Annotated in this window: 18 protein-coding genes and 1 pseudogene; 10 read left to right on the top strand and 9 right to left on the bottom strand. The window is 41.7% G+C overall.

The window, feature by feature from the left end; all coding sequences use genetic code 11:
• Positions 1-2 precede the first annotated feature (2 nt).
• The 3 genes from AC1XUE_RS14425 to AC1XUE_RS14415 all read right to left on the bottom strand — a co-directional run bounded on the left by AC1XUE_RS14425 (position 3) and on the right by AC1XUE_RS14415 (position 2,709).
• The gene (locus AC1XUE_RS14425; protein ID WP_483356684.1) at positions 3-809 is read right to left on the bottom strand and encodes an SDR family NAD(P)-dependent oxidoreductase; all 807 of its coding nucleotides are present in this window, start codon (positions 807-809) and stop codon (positions 3-5) included.
• Positions 810-1,273: 464 nt separating this feature from the next.
• The gene (locus AC1XUE_RS14420) at positions 1,274-1,684 is read right to left on the bottom strand and encodes a DUF1348 family protein (protein WP_483356683.1); all 411 of its coding nucleotides are present in this window, start codon (positions 1,682-1,684) and stop codon (positions 1,274-1,276) included.
• A 56-nt stretch (positions 1,685-1,740) separates the two neighbouring features.
• The gene (locus AC1XUE_RS14415; protein WP_483356682.1) at positions 1,741-2,709 is read right to left on the bottom strand and encodes an alpha/beta fold hydrolase; all 969 of its coding nucleotides are present in this window, start codon (positions 2,707-2,709) and stop codon (positions 1,741-1,743) included.
• 86 nt (positions 2,710-2,795) lie between these two features.
• Between AC1XUE_RS14415 and AC1XUE_RS14410 the strand changes: the two genes are divergently transcribed.
• From AC1XUE_RS14410 to AC1XUE_RS14400, 3 genes are all read left to right on the top strand, one after another.
• On the top strand, positions 2,796-3,680 hold the full coding sequence (locus tag AC1XUE_RS14410) for a LysR family transcriptional regulator (RefSeq protein ID WP_483356681.1): 885 nt from the start codon (positions 2,796-2,798) through the stop codon (positions 3,678-3,680).
• Between the two features lie 415 nt (positions 3,681-4,095).
• Positions 4,096-4,836: an SDR family oxidoreductase gene (locus tag AC1XUE_RS14405; protein WP_483356680.1), complete on the top strand. Its 741-nt coding sequence runs from the start codon at positions 4,096-4,098 to the stop codon at positions 4,834-4,836.
• A gap of 45 nt (positions 4,837-4,881) precedes the next feature.
• A complete protein-coding gene (locus AC1XUE_RS14400) occupies positions 4,882-5,781 on the top strand; it encodes a helix-turn-helix domain-containing protein (protein WP_483356679.1) in 900 nt (299 codons plus the stop codon).
• 133 nt (positions 5,782-5,914) lie between these two features.
• Here the strand turns inward: AC1XUE_RS14400 and AC1XUE_RS14395 are convergent, their stop codons facing one another.
• On the bottom strand, positions 5,915-6,229 hold the full coding sequence (locus AC1XUE_RS14395) for a hypothetical protein (protein ID WP_483356678.1): 315 nt from the start codon (positions 6,227-6,229) through the stop codon (positions 5,915-5,917).
• A 122-nt stretch (positions 6,230-6,351) separates the two neighbouring features.
• Here AC1XUE_RS14395 and AC1XUE_RS14390 point away from each other — a divergent pair, with 122 nt between their 5' ends.
• Positions 6,352-6,747 (top strand): VOC family protein, encoded by a 396-nt coding sequence (locus AC1XUE_RS14390; RefSeq protein WP_483356677.1) that lies wholly within the window; start codon positions 6,352-6,354, stop codon positions 6,745-6,747.
• A 112-nt stretch (positions 6,748-6,859) separates the two neighbouring features.
• On the opposite strand, the gene AC1XUE_RS14385 is transcribed toward AC1XUE_RS14390, so the two are convergent.
• On the bottom strand, positions 6,860-8,089 hold the full coding sequence (locus tag AC1XUE_RS14385) for an exo-beta-N-acetylmuramidase NamZ family protein (protein ID WP_483356676.1): 1,230 nt from the start codon (positions 8,087-8,089) through the stop codon (positions 6,860-6,862).
• Between the two features lie 131 nt (positions 8,090-8,220).
• On the opposite strand from AC1XUE_RS14385, the gene AC1XUE_RS14380 reads away from it, so the two are divergent.
• The 3 genes from AC1XUE_RS14380 (at position 8,221) to AC1XUE_RS14370 (ending at position 10,647) form a co-directional block, all read left to right on the top strand.
• Positions 8,221-9,036, top strand: a complete 816-nt coding sequence (locus AC1XUE_RS14380; protein ID WP_483356675.1) for a DUF6597 domain-containing transcriptional factor — start codon at positions 8,221-8,223, stop codon at positions 9,034-9,036.
• A 65-nt stretch (positions 9,037-9,101) separates the two neighbouring features.
• A complete protein-coding gene (locus AC1XUE_RS14375) occupies positions 9,102-9,569 on the top strand; it encodes a DUF6265 family protein (RefSeq protein ID WP_483356674.1) in 468 nt (155 codons plus the stop codon).
• Positions 9,570-9,849: 280 nt separating this feature from the next.
• Positions 9,850-10,647, top strand: a complete 798-nt coding sequence (locus AC1XUE_RS14370) for a penicillin-binding transpeptidase domain-containing protein (RefSeq protein ID WP_483356673.1) — start codon at positions 9,850-9,852, stop codon at positions 10,645-10,647.
• Between the two features lie 38 nt (positions 10,648-10,685).
• Here AC1XUE_RS14370 and AC1XUE_RS14365 read toward each other — a convergent pair whose 3' ends face one another.
• From AC1XUE_RS14365 to AC1XUE_RS14355, 3 genes are all read right to left on the bottom strand, one after another.
• Positions 10,686-11,858, bottom strand: coding sequence for an erythromycin esterase family protein (locus tag AC1XUE_RS14365; protein ID WP_483356672.1), 1,173 nt, complete (start codon positions 11,856-11,858; stop codon positions 10,686-10,688).
• Between the two features lie 373 nt (positions 11,859-12,231).
• Entirely contained in the window at positions 12,232-13,380 is a 1,149-nt protein-coding gene (locus AC1XUE_RS14360; RefSeq protein ID WP_483356671.1) for a sensor histidine kinase, read from the bottom strand.
• Between the two features lie 225 nt (positions 13,381-13,605).
• Entirely contained in the window at positions 13,606-14,370 is a 765-nt protein-coding gene (locus tag AC1XUE_RS14355) for a LytR/AlgR family response regulator transcription factor (RefSeq protein ID WP_483356670.1), read from the bottom strand.
• A 110-nt stretch (positions 14,371-14,480) separates the two neighbouring features.
• On the opposite strand from AC1XUE_RS14355, the gene AC1XUE_RS14350 reads away from it, so the two are divergent.
• The 3 genes and pseudogenes from AC1XUE_RS14350 to AC1XUE_RS14340 all read left to right on the top strand — a co-directional run bounded on the left by AC1XUE_RS14350 (position 14,481) and on the right by AC1XUE_RS14340 (position 16,157).
• Positions 14,481-15,596, top strand: coding sequence for a S41 family peptidase (locus AC1XUE_RS14350; protein WP_483356669.1), 1,116 nt, complete (start codon positions 14,481-14,483; stop codon positions 15,594-15,596).
• A 77-nt stretch (positions 15,597-15,673) separates the two neighbouring features.
• A pseudogene (locus AC1XUE_RS14345) lies at positions 15,674-15,851 on the top strand (amidohydrolase family protein); the annotation flags it as partial.
• A 171-nt stretch (positions 15,852-16,022) separates the two neighbouring features.
• Positions 16,023-16,157 (top strand): zincin-like metallopeptidase domain-containing protein, encoded by a 135-nt coding sequence (locus AC1XUE_RS14340; protein WP_483357995.1) that lies wholly within the window; start codon positions 16,023-16,025, stop codon positions 16,155-16,157.
• 18 nt (positions 16,158-16,175) lie between these two features.
• Here the strand turns inward: AC1XUE_RS14340 and AC1XUE_RS14335 are convergent, their stop codons facing one another.
• On the bottom strand, positions 16,176-16,961 hold the full coding sequence (locus tag AC1XUE_RS14335; protein ID WP_483356668.1) for a hypothetical protein: 786 nt from the start codon (positions 16,959-16,961) through the stop codon (positions 16,176-16,178).
• Between the last annotated feature and the right edge of the window lie 207 nt (positions 16,962-17,168).

The following is a 17,168-nucleotide window of genomic DNA, read 5'->3' as shown; positions in this document are numbered from 1 at the left end:
AGCTAAATCAGACCGGATTTTTTACGATACGAATTGGCCATGAATCTGGCGATCATTGCATTGGGTAACAAGGATATTAAACGAGCGCCCATACGGTTCCTGCTTCCGGATATTTGTAAATGTTTTTTTGCGTCCAAAGCTTTCAATAGTTCGTCTGCTACTTCTTGCGGTGTTTGCGTTTCAGCGGTTTGATAGTCTGAACTTAATCCAACCCCTTTTTCATTATTGATGCCCGCAGCTTCGTTAAAATTGGTTTTTGTCAGTCCCGGCGCAAACAACATAACCTGAATATTATATGGTTTACATTCCTCTGTTATCGCTTCGGTAAAGGACCGGACAAACACTTTGCTCGCTGCATAGGTTGCCATGTAGGGTACCGGAATGAAAGCTGCCATGGAGGCGACATTAATGATAGAACCACTTTTTCTCTCACGCATCGGTTGCATGAAAAGATGCGTCATAGCGACCAGGGATGCATTATTAAGCTGCATCAAGTCCAGTTCGGATTGCAAATTCAAGGATGAAAACGCACCACCTGAGCCGATTCCTGCATTATTGACCAGTGTGTTTATTTCCCAATTTTCCTTTTGGGTCTTGTCAAAAATTTCAAATGCAGACCCCTGTTTGGTCAGGTCGGCAGCAATGTAACCGGTCTGCACGCCATATGTGTCCTGTAAATGTGTACTAAGCGTAGCGAGTTTCGCTGCGTTACGGGCGACGAGAACAAGGTTATGCTTTTTTGCGGCCAGCTTGATTGCCAGAGCTTCACCAATCCCACCCGAAGCCCCTGTTATCAATGTATATTTCATTTTTTTTCTCTGTATTATATGATAATACAAAGGAAGCTAGCTGCCTGTGAACAACTTGTAATCAAAAGTCGGTTTGTTGTGTTCAATTTTCCATTGTAAGTTTTAGAATTGTTTTGCACTGTTTTAACATAGATGTTTTCCACAGGCTGGTTCATTCAATACCGCACTTTAAAGCGTTATCACAAACATTCGAAAGCTTTGATGGGAAGAACATTCACTAATTTTCTAATTAGAATGTCTATCATGGGATGATCAATTTAGGTTGTCGGGAATACTGCATGTAAGGTTTTTAGAAAGTCAACCGATTTCCCTTGGTGGCAGCTGATCCACGTTAATAAGTTAATATTGTCTTTTTCCAATTGTTGTTTGCCATCATGCAGAAAGCGGACGTTTTCGAGTACGCGGAAAACTGGCAAGGCGCTAACAATATATTAGCGCCTTTTAAACATTAATGTTTATCTATTTTATAGAATTCGATCTTTTTCATCAATGGCCAGATCATTGATGCTTGCGAACCGTTTCTCCATTAGCCCGTATTGATCAAATTCCCAAAGCTCATTCCCAAAGCTGCGAAACCATTGCCCTTGATGGTCATGCCATTCATATTCAAAGCGAACTGCTATACGGTTGTCAGTAAATGCCCAAAGTTCTTTTTTAAGCTTATAGTCAAGTTCTTTCTGCCATTTGTTTGCTAAAAATACTTTGACTTCTTCACGGCCCGAGATAAATTCCGACCTATTGCGCCATTCTGTATTAAGGGTATAAGCCATGCATACTACTTCAGGATTTCGGCTATTCCATGTCTGCTCTGCAAGCATCACTTTCTTCACCGCAGAATCGTAGCTAAACGGTGGTACTGGGTTTTTAATTTCCATCACTTCATTTGATTTATTTATTTGCAAAAAGTCCGGCAGTATCACACCCAAAAATCTTATTTTGGAAGGGTGGAGAGAAACTTCAGTATTTCATTTCCTATTTCCTGTACATGCGTTTCTAACGCAAAGTGGCCAGTATCATAAAATTTTACTGTAGCGTCAGGAATATCCTTTTTATAGGCCTCAGCGCCGGCTGGAAGAAAAAATGGATCTTTATTTCCCCACACAGCAAGCAATTTTGGTTTATTGGCTCTGAAATACTTTTGAAACGATGGATACAGATCAACATTTGTTTTGTAGTCTTTCAACAGGTCAAGCTGAATTTCTGCAGATTCTGGCCTGTCCAGAAAATACTGATCCAAAATGTAAGCTTCGGGGGCTACAAGCGATGAGTCGCTAACGCCAGTAAAGTACTGGAATTCTGTTCCCTCCTTGCTGTAAAAAGACCTGAGCGCATCTCTGTTTTCCTGAGTGTCATTTTCCCAATATTTCTGAATCGGATTCCAGCCCGTACTCAGTCCTTCTACATAGGCATTGCCATTCTGCGAAATAATCCCCGTAATTTTCTCTGGATTTGCCAGTGTCAGACGAAATCCGGTTGGTGCACCATAATCGAATACATAAATGGCAAACCTTTTTAAACCTAACTCATCTATAAAACCTTGCATTGTTTTGGCCAGATTTTCAAAAGTATAGGTATACGTTGTACGATCTGGTAAATCAGTATTTCCAAACCCCGGAAGATCAGGGGCTATTACGTGGTATTTTTTGTTTAACATCGGTATCAGATCGCGGAACATATGTGATGATGTTGGGTAACCATGCAATAACAATATTATCGGTGCTCCTGCCGGGCCTGACTCTCTGTAAAATACGCCAAGTCCGTTTACATTGACCTTGCGGTGATGAACAACCCCAGCTTCTGAAGCCGGACTTGTTTTAACTGTGGTTGATTGTGCCATGATTTCCGTTCTCCCTAATAAGCCAGTCAGCATGATCGTGAAGGCTATTCTTAGTTTTTTCATTGTTACTTTTTTTATTCAAAAGTAAATCTGACATTTGATCATTCAAAATGATTTATAAAGATACCATATATCTCAATTTCAGATTTATGAACACAAATGACCTTAATATATTTGAAGCCGTTGCGCATTATGGCAGTTTTACAAAAGCTGCTGAAGCCATGTTTACAGTTCAATCCAATGTAACTACCCGTATAAAAAGTTTGGAAGAGGAGTTTGGCGCACTGCTTTTTACCAGAACTAACCGCAAGGTCGAATTGACACCGGAAGGCGAAATACTTATTCGTTATACGAAGCAACTCAACCATATTCTGGATGAGGCAAAAAGGTCGATTGGCAAAAGTGATATCGTAAAGGGACAGATTAAAATTGGATTTTTGGAAACGATGATGACCCTGAAAGGGCCTGAACTTGTTAATGAACTCGCTTCTAAATTCCCTTTTGTTGACCTGGATTTTAGATCCGCGATGAGTGCCAGCTTAATTAGTGATGTGTTGAATTATAAACTAGATGCAGCATTTATCCCTGCTCCACTTGACATTGCTGAGCTTGAACAAATTAAAATAAAGGAGGAACGGGTCGTAATTGTTGCTCCTGCAGATTGTGAAAACCTGGATATTCTACTTAAAAAAAATCCGCTCAAAACAATAGTGTTCGATCAAGGTTGCGTCTTTAGAGCTAAACTTGACTCCTGGCTTGTAAGCAAAGGCATTGCCCAATATCATAAAACAGTAATGAATTCCATTGAAGGCGTTGTAAATTTCATCGAATCCGGTATTGGATTTAGTGTGATGCCACAAGAAATTATAAGTAAGTTTTATGGTAGTAGAAATATAAAAACATTCCCTCTGCCAAAGGAGTTGGGCCTTATGACAACGATTTTGGTCTACAGAAAAGATGTGCCACTTTCACCTGCTTTAAAAGCGTTTATCAGCATCTGTGGCGGATTAAAAAGTAACAATGTCGATAAATAAAGATTTCGCATTTTCATTCTGGTAGTCCAACCTGTCATTACAAAAAGTTTTTTATCTCCCGCAGAAAGAGTCAAATACGCAAATTCATTCTGCCCGTTAGTTACACTTGATGAATCAGACAGACTTAGTTTTAATAGTCTGGAAGAAGTCAGAAATATGTATGATGGTTTATACATTTCGGATTGGTTCTGATTGGTATGTCTGGCTTTGAAAAAAGACTTTTCAGGTACCCTCAGTGAATCTTCCGGATTGGATTTGCACATAAAGCGAATGAACCGGTTAGTAACTTTCCGTCGTGTTCAAAAGACGTAATGACCACACCGGTGCAACGATGATGACTACAGATTCGACCACCAAGGCTACACTTCATAGCTGGTTCGTGTGGAGCTTTGTATCAACAAAATTTTGATACAATATGAAAAATGGAATTGAAGGTAAAGTAGTTGTCATTACCGGTGCAAGCAGTGGAATGGGTGAGGCTATGGCCGAGTTGCTTTCGGACCGCGGAGCAAAAGTCGTGCTGGGCGCCCGCCGGGCAGATCGGCTGGAATCTTTGGCAACACGCATCAAAAGCGCAGGTGGTGTGGTGGCATGGCTGCAAATGGATGTTACGCTTAGGGAGGATGTTAGAAACCTTGCAGAACTGGCTGTTTCTACATTTGGAAGGCTGGATGTTATGATTAACAATGCGGGTGTCAGCCAGCTGCAACGCATGGAAGAACTGGATGTAGAAGGCTGGGAACAGATGATCGATGTCAATGTAAAAGGTGTGCTTTATGGTATTGCAGCAGCATTGCCCATATTTAAGTCGCAGGGTTCAGGGCACATTGTTAATATTATCTCAACGGCGGGCATCAGCATTGTGCCAACAATGGGTGTGTATGCGGCTACAAAAAATGCGGTACGGACGATTAGCGAAGCACTCCGGCAGGAATCTGCTGGACGCTGGCGCGTGACTGGCATTTCACCGGGTTTTGTGGCTACGGAATTTATCAGTAATATCAGAAATGAAAGCATGCGAACAGCTATTCAGAACAAAGCGGACGAAATTGCCATCCCGGCCCAGGCCATTGCCCACGCCGTTGCTTATGCGATCGGGCAGCCCGACAATGTGGATGTAGGCGATATTATCATCCGTCCGACTGTCCAGGATTGAGGTATTGTGCATTCACTTTTTTGAAAACGCTAAGTCTTTTACGCCATGCAGCCCATCGTTTTTGATACTATTTCAGCATTAATGCAGCGGCTTCATTTACCGAAGCCGCTGCATCCGCTTATTGCCCTGGTGCATTATGACCAGACCAAACCAGACGTCAGCGACGCGGGAAGCCAGTACCTGCTGCATTTTTATAAAATAGCGTTCAAATCAAGGTTTAACGGGCAGGCAAAATACGGGCCGGGCTCCTATGATTTTCAGGAAGGAGGCGTCGCATTTGTCGCGCCCAACCAGTTGGTCGAATTATCGGCAGATCTGGAAGAACACGAAGGTTATGCCTTGTATTTTCATCCTGACCTGTTGTTTCGGTATCCGCTGGTCAGGAGCATTCACCAGTATGGATTCTTTTCGTATTCCGTTTCGGAGGCTTTGTTTCTTTCAGAAAAGGAAAAGGAAGTAATCTCAGCTTTGTTCGGATCCATTCGGACTGAGCTTGAAAATCAAATTGACCGTTTCAGTCAGGATGTGCTGGTGTCGCAGATCGAGTTGCTGCTGAATCACTGCAACCGTTTTTACAACCGTCAGTTTCTCACCCGTCATGTACTGCATCACGATTTGATCGATCAGATGAATCTGTATCTAAAGGATCGTTTTGCAAACCAGCAAGCGCTCAACAGCGGATTACCCACGACCCGGGAAATCGCAGCACATCTAAAAGTTTCGCAGCGCTATTTATCGGATATGCTCAAATCTCTGACGGGCAAAACTACGCAGGAGCACATTCATCTCCGGCTTGTGGAGAAGGCAAAAGAATTGCTGGCCAGCCATTCGCTGACAACCGCGGAAGTGGCTTATCAATTAGGTTTTGAACATCCGCAATCGTTCAATAAGCTTTTTAAGCAAAAGACCGGCTTGTCTCCTGCAGCTTTCAGACAAGGACTTTAAATACCATTAAAGCCGTTTTTCGACTACTGCGCCGGGTACTACCAGCGGAGATGTGAGCTGATCTTGAAGCAGTTTTTCCTGACTGTCGGGATATGCGTGCTGCCGATCTGCATTCAGATTTGATTTCTAATTCTTACGAACGATAAAAACCGTATATGATCAAACCGACCAGTATGGATTCAGTGATCCAGATGGTGCGCGTGTTCGAATGTGAGATCCGTCGAATCAGCCAGTGTCCTCCAAGGCATACAGCCATAACCAGCAGCCCGAGAACAATTTCGAGCGGATAGTCCCGCTTTTGGTCCGGTGTTCCATAGTGCACGTAAAACAGTCCATGCAGAATTTCGTACAGGCCCAGCAATGCTCCCAGCGTGAGAGGTGTGATCGAGGTCAATATCTTCTCAATGCTCATAGAATTGATATGATTGAACGGGCTTTTAAATCTCACCAGATAATGCTTATCTCTTATTTAGACCGTAAAATTAAAAAAATCCATAACTACTGACATACTGCTGTCACAGAGCGCTTTTACCTTCGTAGTAATCCATAAATTATAACTCAGGTGCTATTATGAATTTTACATCAGTACGAATTATTACCAGCGACATCAAACGTTTAGTTGATTTTTTTGAAGCAGTAACTGCACTACCGGCAAAATGGTATACGGAAGAGTTTGCTGAGTTAGTGACCAGGAATGGAACCCTCGCTTTGGGAAGCGTCCGAACAATTGGTCTTTTTGGGGATGGACTTATAGAGCCGGGCGTTAATAAAAATTCGATCATTGAATTCCATGTTGACAATGTTGATGAGGCCTATGAACGGATTAAGAATTTTGTGGATAACATTGTGCAGGAGCCAACCACAATGCCGTGGGGAAATCGGTCTTTATTGTTTCGCGATCCCGACGGAAATTTAGTGAACTTTTTCACGCCTGTTACAGCCGAAGCCATCCAGAAATTCAATTAAAACATACTGGCTGGCTGTGGTCGTCAGCCAGGCAGTATCCGCAGATCGTTGACCGAAATTTTTGTCCAGTTCGTCCTGTTTTTATTCAAATAGGTGTTGCAGGCATTGCTGCTCACAGATAAAGGAGATATTTCTTCCGTATTGCCTTAAACTTCAACAATCCGGGTTCCCAGCTTTTTCTGATATCCGCTTCGGATACGCCTGCGATGATCTGTTTTCTCAACTGGTCGGTACCGATACGTAAATCAAACGCTGAGATATCCTGGTTTGCCCTTCCGGGGGTAAAGAAGTTAGCCTTGTCCGGGTAGGCATTGTATAATTCAATTAACCAGGACAGATTAATCTGCCTGCTGTTGCGAAGCTTATCAATATCATAAGCGCGAAGATCCAGGCCATAACAGACCAAGTCTTTGTGATTGGGGCGTTCACTCATTCCTGGAATGCTTACCGGTTTGTATGAAAATGAATACCTGCCTTTCAATGCGGGTGCTCCCAGTATGGTAAATGGCATATAAGTGCCCCGGCCTTCATTGATCACCGTTCCTTCAAACATACACAGGCTCGGAAAAAGCATTACAGCCTGCTGCGTATTTAAATTCGGTGAAGGATTTACAGGCAATACATAAGTCATGTCATGGTTATAATTTGCAACCTTAATAATCTTTATTCTACAAGGGTTTTTCAGATACCCTTCACCGTTAAGATATTGTGCGAATTCACCAATCGTCATGCCATGGGTCATAGGCGTATAATGGATCCCGATGGCTGATTTAAATCTATCATCTGTCATCACCGGCCCGTCTACAACATAGGCATTAGGATTGGGTCTGTCAAGAATGAGCAGTTCTTTACCATTTTCTGCACAGGCTTCCATCACATATTCAAGCGTATTGATATTGGTATAATAGCGGCAGCCTACATCCTGAATATCAAAAACCACAAGGTCGATATCTGCCAGCTGTTCTTTATTTGGTTTCTGATTTTTGCCGTATAAAGAGATGATGGGAATACCTGTTTTAGCATCTGTCTCATTACTGACCACAGCTCCGTTACTAGCGTTGCCTCTGAAACCATGCTCAGGTCCAAACACTTTTACAATTTTAATTCCCAGGCTTAATAAGCTGTCAACACTACTTACTGAGCCGATCACAGAAGTCTGATTGGCAACAAGTCCAATTCGTTTTCCTTTCAGGTAAGGCAAGTATTTTTCAGTTTGGTCTGCACCGGTGATGATTACGGGCTTACTGGATACAACTTTGTTTGGCGAAGCAATTTGTGCATTACATTCAATGCTGCTGATCGCAACGAGTGTTAAAAAAAGTATGAAAATATATTTTATCATTCCTAAAAGGTTAATCATTTCTTTATTGCCATTGATGCTGTGCAACAGGGCGTCCGGTCAGAAGGCCTAAATTAGTAAATTTGGCTAAGGCATCATTTAATTATCTATCTTACTATTTGAAAACGAGTGAAATGGAATTTACCAGAATTAGCCCACATCCCGAGCTGGAAGGATTTATTGAATGTTACTGGATGATGTACAGTCAGGATTCAGTGCCTCTGGTTGAGAAGATCATTCCGGATGGCTTTACAGAGATCATTTTCAATTACGGAGACGTTTATAAATCAAAAATTAGCGGAGACTGGACATTGCAATCGCCCAATTTACTGGCAGGACAACTCAGGACTTTCTTTTATCTCCAGAATACCGGCAGTACCGGTTCTATTGCCGTCAAACTGAAACCCGCAGCATTAACTCAGTTATTTGGTTTCAGTATGAATCAGTACCTGGATAAAATTGTAGATCTGGACTCGCTGCCAAGTCCGCAACTAATAAAACTCAAGGAAATAATAGACGACTGTGTCAGGCTCGGGTATAACAGGGAAGAGCAATTTGTAAAGAAAGTCCTGGACGAATATTTTGCTGAACTTATTCATACCGCGCCGGAAAATCCCCTGGAAGCACCTTTGGGTCTTATATTTAATTCCAACGGGCTGGTGACTGTGGCAGATATGGCAGCAATAGCTGGTGTTAGCGAACGCCAGCTGGAACGTCTGTTTAAAAAATATATAGGCCTACCGCCAAAATACTACGCACGGATTGTCCGGTTTAATTACATTTTTCAATTAATTAAATCGAAAGAAAACAGTTGGGCGGAAGTCGTTTATCAGTGTGGTTATTATGATCAATCGCATTTCATCCATAATTTCAAGGCTTTTACAGGAGAAGATCCTTCTACGTACTATTTCGGGGAGAAAAACATGGCAAATTTTTTTCTCAATAAATAACTATCCTTGTCGGATTTATACAATACAGGAATTGAGATGCAGTCTATTTTTGCTAAAAAAACAAAATGAGCACTAAAAAACTACTCTTCATTATCTCATTGGTACTGTTGATGCATGTCAGCCATGCACAGGAAAGTAACAGGAAAAAATTCAAAAAACTGGAATGGCTGACCGGAAAATGGATCCGAACTAATTCAAGTGCAGGAGAATCCGGTTATGAGACTTGGAATAAAGTTTCCGATTTGAAGCTGATCGGCAAAGGAATTACCCTCAAAGGCAAAGAAGTCATTTTTACTGAGAACCTGGAATTGACTGTGAAAGGGAATGATATTTTTTATGTAGTAACAGTCAGTGGTGAGACAAACCCCGTCTACTTCAAGTTGACCGCAATTACTGATAATGGCTTTACCTGTGAAAACCCCAGGCATGACTTTCCTAAAAAAATAGCATATAACCATAATGGCAACCGTGCAAAAGCGGTGATTTCAGGTGACGGTAAAAGTATTGACTATAATTTCGTACGTGAGGAGTAGAAACAATAAAAATCCGGCAGGCTCCCTTATCCGCTTGCTTCGCAATGAGTCCTTCCTCCGGCTTCCATTTATCAAATTCCATATGGCAAGCTGTTTGGGTAACTATAGCCTGTCCTTTTATCTTGACAACTATATGGAGGACGACATCAATTCCGGCGGAAACACCGACAGTCATAATGATCAGCTAAATTCTGGTACTGTATTGATAAATCTGATACCAAATTGTCGTATCTAACCTCCCTGATCCGGGTAAGATCAAATTAGCCATTATATTAACTTTATGTCCTTGAAAATTCGACTACTTCTGATCTGCTGTCTTCTTGCACTGCATGCCACTGCTCAAAATTCTGAAACTCCCTTTCAGAAATGTCATGTCAGTGGAAGCACTACCATTTACGATTATCATAATCGTAAATGGATTTCCACGGATGAAGCTGATTCCCGAAGAGGTAGTCAGCCAGCTTCTACTTTTAAAATCATCAATCTGCTGATAGCGCTTGAAACGGGCGTAATTAAAGATGAAAACGCAATAATCAAGTGGCCTGGGACAACAGATACCACCCTTTATGGCTATCGCCCGAATATTTACAGGGACATCTCCGTAAAAGAGGCATTTGAATTATCAGCCGGATGGGCCTTTATAGAGCTGGCTAAACAAGTGGGACGTGAAAAATATAAAACATATCTGCGAAGGTCAAAATATGGTAACGGAGACCTTTCAGAAAAAGGAGATGATTTCTGGAATTTTGGAAATTTCTATGTGTCCCCGCGCAATCAGATCGAATTTTTGATCAGTGTCTATGAAAATAAGACCATCTTTTCAAAACAGAACATTGCTATTTTAAAAAAAGTGATGGTTACCGAAGAAACGACCGACCATACGCTGAGATCCAAAACAGGATGGACCCGTGTTGAAGGAAATGATATTGGCTGGTGGGTTGGTTACCTGGAATCAAAGGGAAATGTATATTTTTTTGCTACCAGAATAACGAAACAACGCTCAGTTTCAAACCCTGGCTTTGGAGAATGCCGTAAGACAATTACCCGAGAATTTCTTAGGCAAATAAATGCCATGTAACTATGGAAACTTGACCAAAAGGAATGATTGTAAAAGTATCAGTTTTGCCCGTTAGTCAGATAGAAGCTTTGGTTCCCAAAAGTTCTTTCAATGTGAAGTATGTAATTGAAGTCGTCCAGTATGTTTCCGCTTACAAATGGCTGGTCTGTTAAGCCAAACGGAAGCAATTTGTATTTATTTGGCAGAGTACCTGCACCAGTCTGTTTTTTGACAGTTGATGCTTTGAAGAAAAAAACTGGCTTTTTGATTTTGGAAAATTCATATTCGAACGTACCAGCTTCGCCGGCAGGTATCGCATTCTTGTCCGTTACTTTACCAGCTGCGGGCGTAAAAGCTGTATAAAATCCGGTTGACGTAGTGAGTGCAATGCATTGGTATTGGTCCCCTAATCTCCGGGACAAGAAGAAACCCATACTTCTTGAATATGCATTTGGCGTTCTTTGTACATGGCCGTTATGCGCCAGAATTAAAATCTTATCGCCGGGCTCCAGTTCATTGATGACGTTTTCTGCCATTAGCGAATCCCGCAGAGTAGCCTGTACCATGTAGGAATTACCCGGATTGTTCAGCAACAGGAATTGCTCGTAATTCTCTTTGCTTTTACGAATAAGACTTTTTTGAAAGCATGCTGATTCGTCCGTTGATAACCTGTTAAATACGTGATCGCTTAGTTCTGAGAGTTCTGCAAAATCTTCCTTGCTGAACGCGTGGTTGTATATCTGATTATCCAGGAGCCGATAGTATTCAGTCAGCTTTTTGATTGAATCTGAAGTAGCATTGCCATTTGCATTACACGATTCTGATAAGTTTTGCAATGCCTGAAACGGGGATTGCATATCAATACCAAAGAAAGTGATCGGCCTTTTTACTGAGGCATTCAAGCGCTTTAGGTTTTCGACCAGGTCTACAAATTCCTTACATTCATAGTTGAACAATCTGAATGATTTTAGTATTTGTCGAAGGTCCCCTTTTCCTTCTGAAATATACGCATTCAGATTTTCCACTTCTGCAAATGGGGCCTCGAGTCCTATTTTAGTCAGGCCACCCGACTTAACCAGCGATTTAATCAGAGATATTCTTGCCTTGAAGAACTCGGAAGTGCCGTGAGATTGCTCCCCAATCCCTAATACTTTGAAATTCGAATCAATTTCACCGGCCAGGTCGAAGGGCGCATAATCTGACAAAGCGGATGAGTCAAGTGGAATGACCACATTTTTGATGCACTCTGAAAAGCGATTATCTTGGCTACATACTTCATGAGTAGCTAAGAGAACAATAAACAAAAAAGTAAAAGAAATTCGGATTGACTGCATAACTAAAATAGTAATATGTAATTTAATATCATATAAAAGATTGCTTTTTTAGATTATACTGTTTTCAACCATTTTAATAAATTTAGTAGGACGGTAGTGATTGACGGCAAATCGCGATAGATGTGAATGATTTGTTTCGTTGTTTTGATGAAAAGGCAGACGGAAGAAATTATCAGACTGCAATTGATCAGGGTATTATTTCTCGTATTGTGATAACAGGCTTGGACGGGTTATGCCCACCGGTATAGCGGGTAACAAATTCTGCCTTCACTTACCGCCCGGGATTTCTTTTGCCATCATCGGCAGGGATTTTGCTTTTGGACAAAGTCAGCGTCAAAGTCATGGTATATTGCAGCGCATCATCCAGTACCTGCAACTGGTGATCGGGATAAAGCACCGCCAGTCTTTTGCGTACATTGACCAACCCTAATCCGCCAATTGTTTTTTTGCCATTGACGGGTTTACTATTTACAAGCGAAAGATGAAGCACTTCGTCCCGCAATGTGAGATCAATTTTAGCAAATGACTTTTTGGTGGTACTTCCTACGCCATGCTTAAAAGCATTTTCAATAAATGTGATCAGAACAAATGGCGCGATTACCAGCATCTCGTCCACTGGATGGGGATAACTGGTTTCAAGGGTTAGTCTTTTTGAAGTTCTGAGTTGTTCCAGCTCCACATAGTTTCTGATAAACGCCAGTTCCTTATACAGAGGTACCGTAACATCGGCGGTTTCATAAAGTGAATAGCGCATCATTCCGGATAACTGCTGTACAATTTTTGCCGCACGAGGGCTTTCTTCCTCAGTAAGCGCATAAATGCTGTTGAGGACATTAAACAAAAAATGTGGACTGATCTGGTTTTTCAGAAAATCAAGTTCGAGACGGTTGTAGTCCTGTTGCAAATTGGCATTCCGTACCTGCCGCCTGTATATCTCAATCAGCAACTTCAGCGCCAGCGGATAAAAAGCCCGTTCTATAATGAACATCAAATGGTAGAATGTTGCCGGATGAAACAATGCTTTCCAATAGGGTGTCCTGTCGAAATGGCTGATGGAGCCTGTGTAATCATCCGGTAAGCCGCAGTAATGCTTAACAAGATAGGACGTGTAGTAATAACAGGTAAATAGAATAAAATAGTAAACTGCCATCCCAATTACCAGAAGCAAGGGTTTTCGGGCATAACGGGTGAATAGAAAGACAAGGAAATAATATTGAACGACCACACAAAATGCGTCACGTATAATGGGGCCCGCGTACGTTTTAAATGGATAATCGAGCGGCGCCGATGGATACAAAAACCACGGGACGTATGCAGAAAATATCAGCAGTACAATACCTGATATCAGCAGGGCATGAAAACCTGCACGTGTCCAGCCATGGTATTTTGTATTGTCAGCAACGATATCCAGTCGGATCATGATAATATTTGGAGAAATCCTGAATCTTTTAAAAGTTCTTCAAAGGAATCTGTTCAGGAAGTATTTCAGTTACTTTTTTCGACGATAGCCCGGTTTTATCCGATAAAAACCATTTTACATCTTCATCGGAAATAATATGGACTCCATCGAATTAATAAAGCTGATTGTCATTGACCCGATACCTTTGCTTACATAGTCGATGAAGGCTAAATCAAAACAGTGGTACTATGAAATCAACCATTTTTTTAGAGCAAGTTTTACCTCCTCCCGATAGTTAGGGCCTATAATCAATTCCTGACCGGAAGCCATGATCACCGTGTTTCCTTCCAGCGTTTTGATATAGCGAAGTTGCACCAGACAGGATCTGTGAATACGAAGGAAACGATCGGCAGGAAGTGTCTCGCAGAGTTTTTTCATTGTGACAAGTGTAACAAGAAAACGATCAGAAAGAAAAACTTTGATGTAGTCGCCAAGCGATTCCACAAAAACGATTTCGTCGAAATGAACCTGTTCCAGCTTTTTATCGGTCTTGAAAAATATAAAATCTGATGGTGTACCTTTTTCTGACAAAACCGGTAAGTTCTCAGGAGTGACAGCAGCAGAAAATGGCTGGGAAGTGCCGTTCACTTTTTCCCTGGCGCGGCCAACCGCTTTAAGGAAACGGTCAAACGTAATTGGTTTCAGTAGATAATCAGCAACACCCATATCGAAACCATCCAGGGCGTGATTCGGATTTGCCGTTGTCACAATGACCGCAGGATGTGGGGTAGGATAAGCCCGCAGGAATTCGATCCCCGTCATTTCCGGCATGTTGATATCCAGAAAAATAATATCCGGATGCATAGCGGGCAGTTGATCATAAGCTACAATGGCGTCATCGAATGTTGCGGCATGTTCCAGCGAAGAGACACGACGGACATATTTTTCAAGGAGTTCCTGAGCCAGCGGCTCATCTTCTATAATTACACAACGAAGCGTATTGGTCATCATCAGAAATAAAAATGCCTGCAGTTGAACAGTGGTATATCAAGACATATCATCATGAAAGTAACAAAGCTTTTTCTCTAAATCAAAAGCCATATCTAAACCAAGCTCAGTCCATGAAAACGAAATTAATATCATTTCTTACTCTATTTTTTGCCCTCACTTACACATTTGTCCAGGCGCAGGAAAATTTCGGACAAAAAGCTGTAAATCCTGATGCATGTTCCTGCTCCCGGGCTTTGGAGGAAGTGATTGACAAAGTAACCCGGATTTATGCCGGATTCGACGACAAGGTGCCCGCTAAAACACGACCGGCCTACGACAAATTAATCAAAAATCTAAGAAGCAAAGCATCCTCCGTTAATAGTCCTTTAGCATGCCAGACCGTGTTACAAACCTATACCGGCTTTTTTAAGGACAGCCACGTATCCTCGGTATGGATGAGAGGCACAAAACAGGCGGTATCAAACATGGAGGCGAATAAAAACAGGACAGATCTCGTGACTTTCAGGAAATTAAATGACGATTTTCTATATGTGAAACTTGCCGTTTTCGACCAGAGGGAAGTGGGTAAACTCGATAGTATGTTGGCCGCAAACCGGGAACTGCTGGCCAAAACCCCGTATCTGATTATGGATTTAAGAGGAAACGGTGGCGGCAACACCAGCACTTCCGACGAAATGGCCAGACTCATTTATACCAATCCAATCGTATATCCGGCATGGGATTATCGCAGCAGCGAAGAATTCATCAAATCCAAAGAACGGGAGTTAAAAGCTTATAAGGATACAACCGACCCCTACTACAAACGTGTGGTGAATTTACTGAATGCCGCAAAAGCGAACCCTGGCAAAATGGTGAAAGACTCCGGTGACCTGGTTCGCACCCTGGACGTAAATCCGCAAAGCTATCCCCGGCAAATCGCCTTTCTGATTGATAAGGGAAGTGGAAGTGCTACCGAATTCTTCATTTTTGAAGGTAAACAAAGCAAAAAGGTTACGCTTTTTGGTACAAACTCTTATGGTGTCATGGATTACGGAAGCGATCAGGATTTTAGAATCTGTGACGGGATATACAACTTAGCTACACCATGGGGACGAAATGGCTGGGTGAAGGATTTTAGGATTGATAACGTCGGCTTTAAGCCCGATGTAAGCATACCGGAAGGAGAAAAAGATTGGATTGGTTTTGTTCAGAAGTATTACGCAAAAGGGAATACAGTAAAAAAATAGAGATTAAAAGCTTCCGAAATTGGCCATCTGCCGGATTTGCTCATGGATGAGCTTCCCAATATGTATACTGAATGTGGAGCCGTCATAACACCTATTTTCGCGTGCTGGAAACCAATGACGAGTATTTTCCTTATCACAAAAAATACCGCGCACACTGGAACATGTAGACTAAGCGACCAGATACTAAAAAAGGTTTATTACAAAAATGCCCTTACATTACTTCCGGGTTTAAACAGGTCATTGTTTCCTAAATAATTTAAATCAGATTTACCCAACACTCCGTTAAAGCCATGCTGCCCGGACGGCTTCATTGCTCCGGCAGTCATCGTTGTTACACGATGGTACTTGTTTTTAATTTTTTATGGTCGTCTGATGGCGTTTGGCAATGGTTCTGTGAAGATATAGGCCTCGGTTGAGGGTGAAGGGATTGTTGGCGAAATTGGGTCCGCTTTTTTATCTGCCGATTGCGGAATAACGGACGCACCCTGCCCTGACCATGCTCAATACATGACCGGATGGTTCGAACTGCTGGCTGATAACAAACGCACAATCTTCCAGTGAGGCAAGTAAGGCGTTCGATTATTTGGCCGGCATTACTCGTTCTTTGTGATTATGGTTACCTGTTCGGGTTTTGTTTGTATCTCGATTGTCAAACCTCTTTCGTTCAACACTATCACTTCGGGTGGGTTGGATGGCAATTGTTGTGGACTTTCCACCGGCTCCTGGCGTGGTTGCTCTTTTGGATCGCTCATTTTTTACTTTATTTTTCTGATAATTAATATAATATGGGTTTGCGGCGAAATTTATAAAAAAAATGAACACGACTGCACCAGCACAACCAAAAGACCTTGTCATCCATTTTGAAGCTCTGGTTAACCCAACGGTCTTGTCGTTATTATTGAGAAACTGTGTATCGGACAGCCTAATAAATGTTTTTTTTAAGTATTCTTCAAACTCTGGCTGATCAGCCTTCCCTTTACACTCATCATAATACTTATCGATATCTTCCAACCTGGGTAAAAATGCACTTGGTCTACCATTCTTAGAAAATTTGTAATAGCTGTCAAAGAGGTGGTAGCCTGTACAAGTAATCAAGATAAGCTCGATAAATACCGACAATTTGAACAGATCGCCCGAATATGGTATTGACGTGTTAAATGATTGCAGAAGCCAAAATATTCCAGATATCAAGGCTATCATCACTGTCCCTTGCAAAGCTACCTCACTTGTTAAGCTATTGCGTCTTTCAAGCTCTTTATAGTAATTCTCTTTATAAAATTCCAGCCTATTGAATTCTTCTGCTTCTACTGTTGGAGGTAGTCTTTCAGTAACTAATTTCTTAAACAGATTTTTGACTATACTCATGGAAAAGTACAAGGGTTTATCTGTCTAAATTTAAGGATTAACTTGGACACATCCAATAGGTTCTAAAAATCTGTTTCATAACCACTTGTTATGTAATGTAAGAGAGCATAGAATAAGAGGGGGGAGGCTGTTTTAAAGCAATCTCTGTGTTTCCCTGGTCATTGATAAATCAGAAATTTGGCCATTTGGAGAGCTGGTAAAAAAGCC

The sequence above is a fragment of the Dyadobacter sp. HNCC25DJ187 genome, assembly GCF_056895255.1.
Note: the sequence above shows the minus strand (reverse complement) of the source record. Positions and strands in the feature narration are given on the sequence as shown.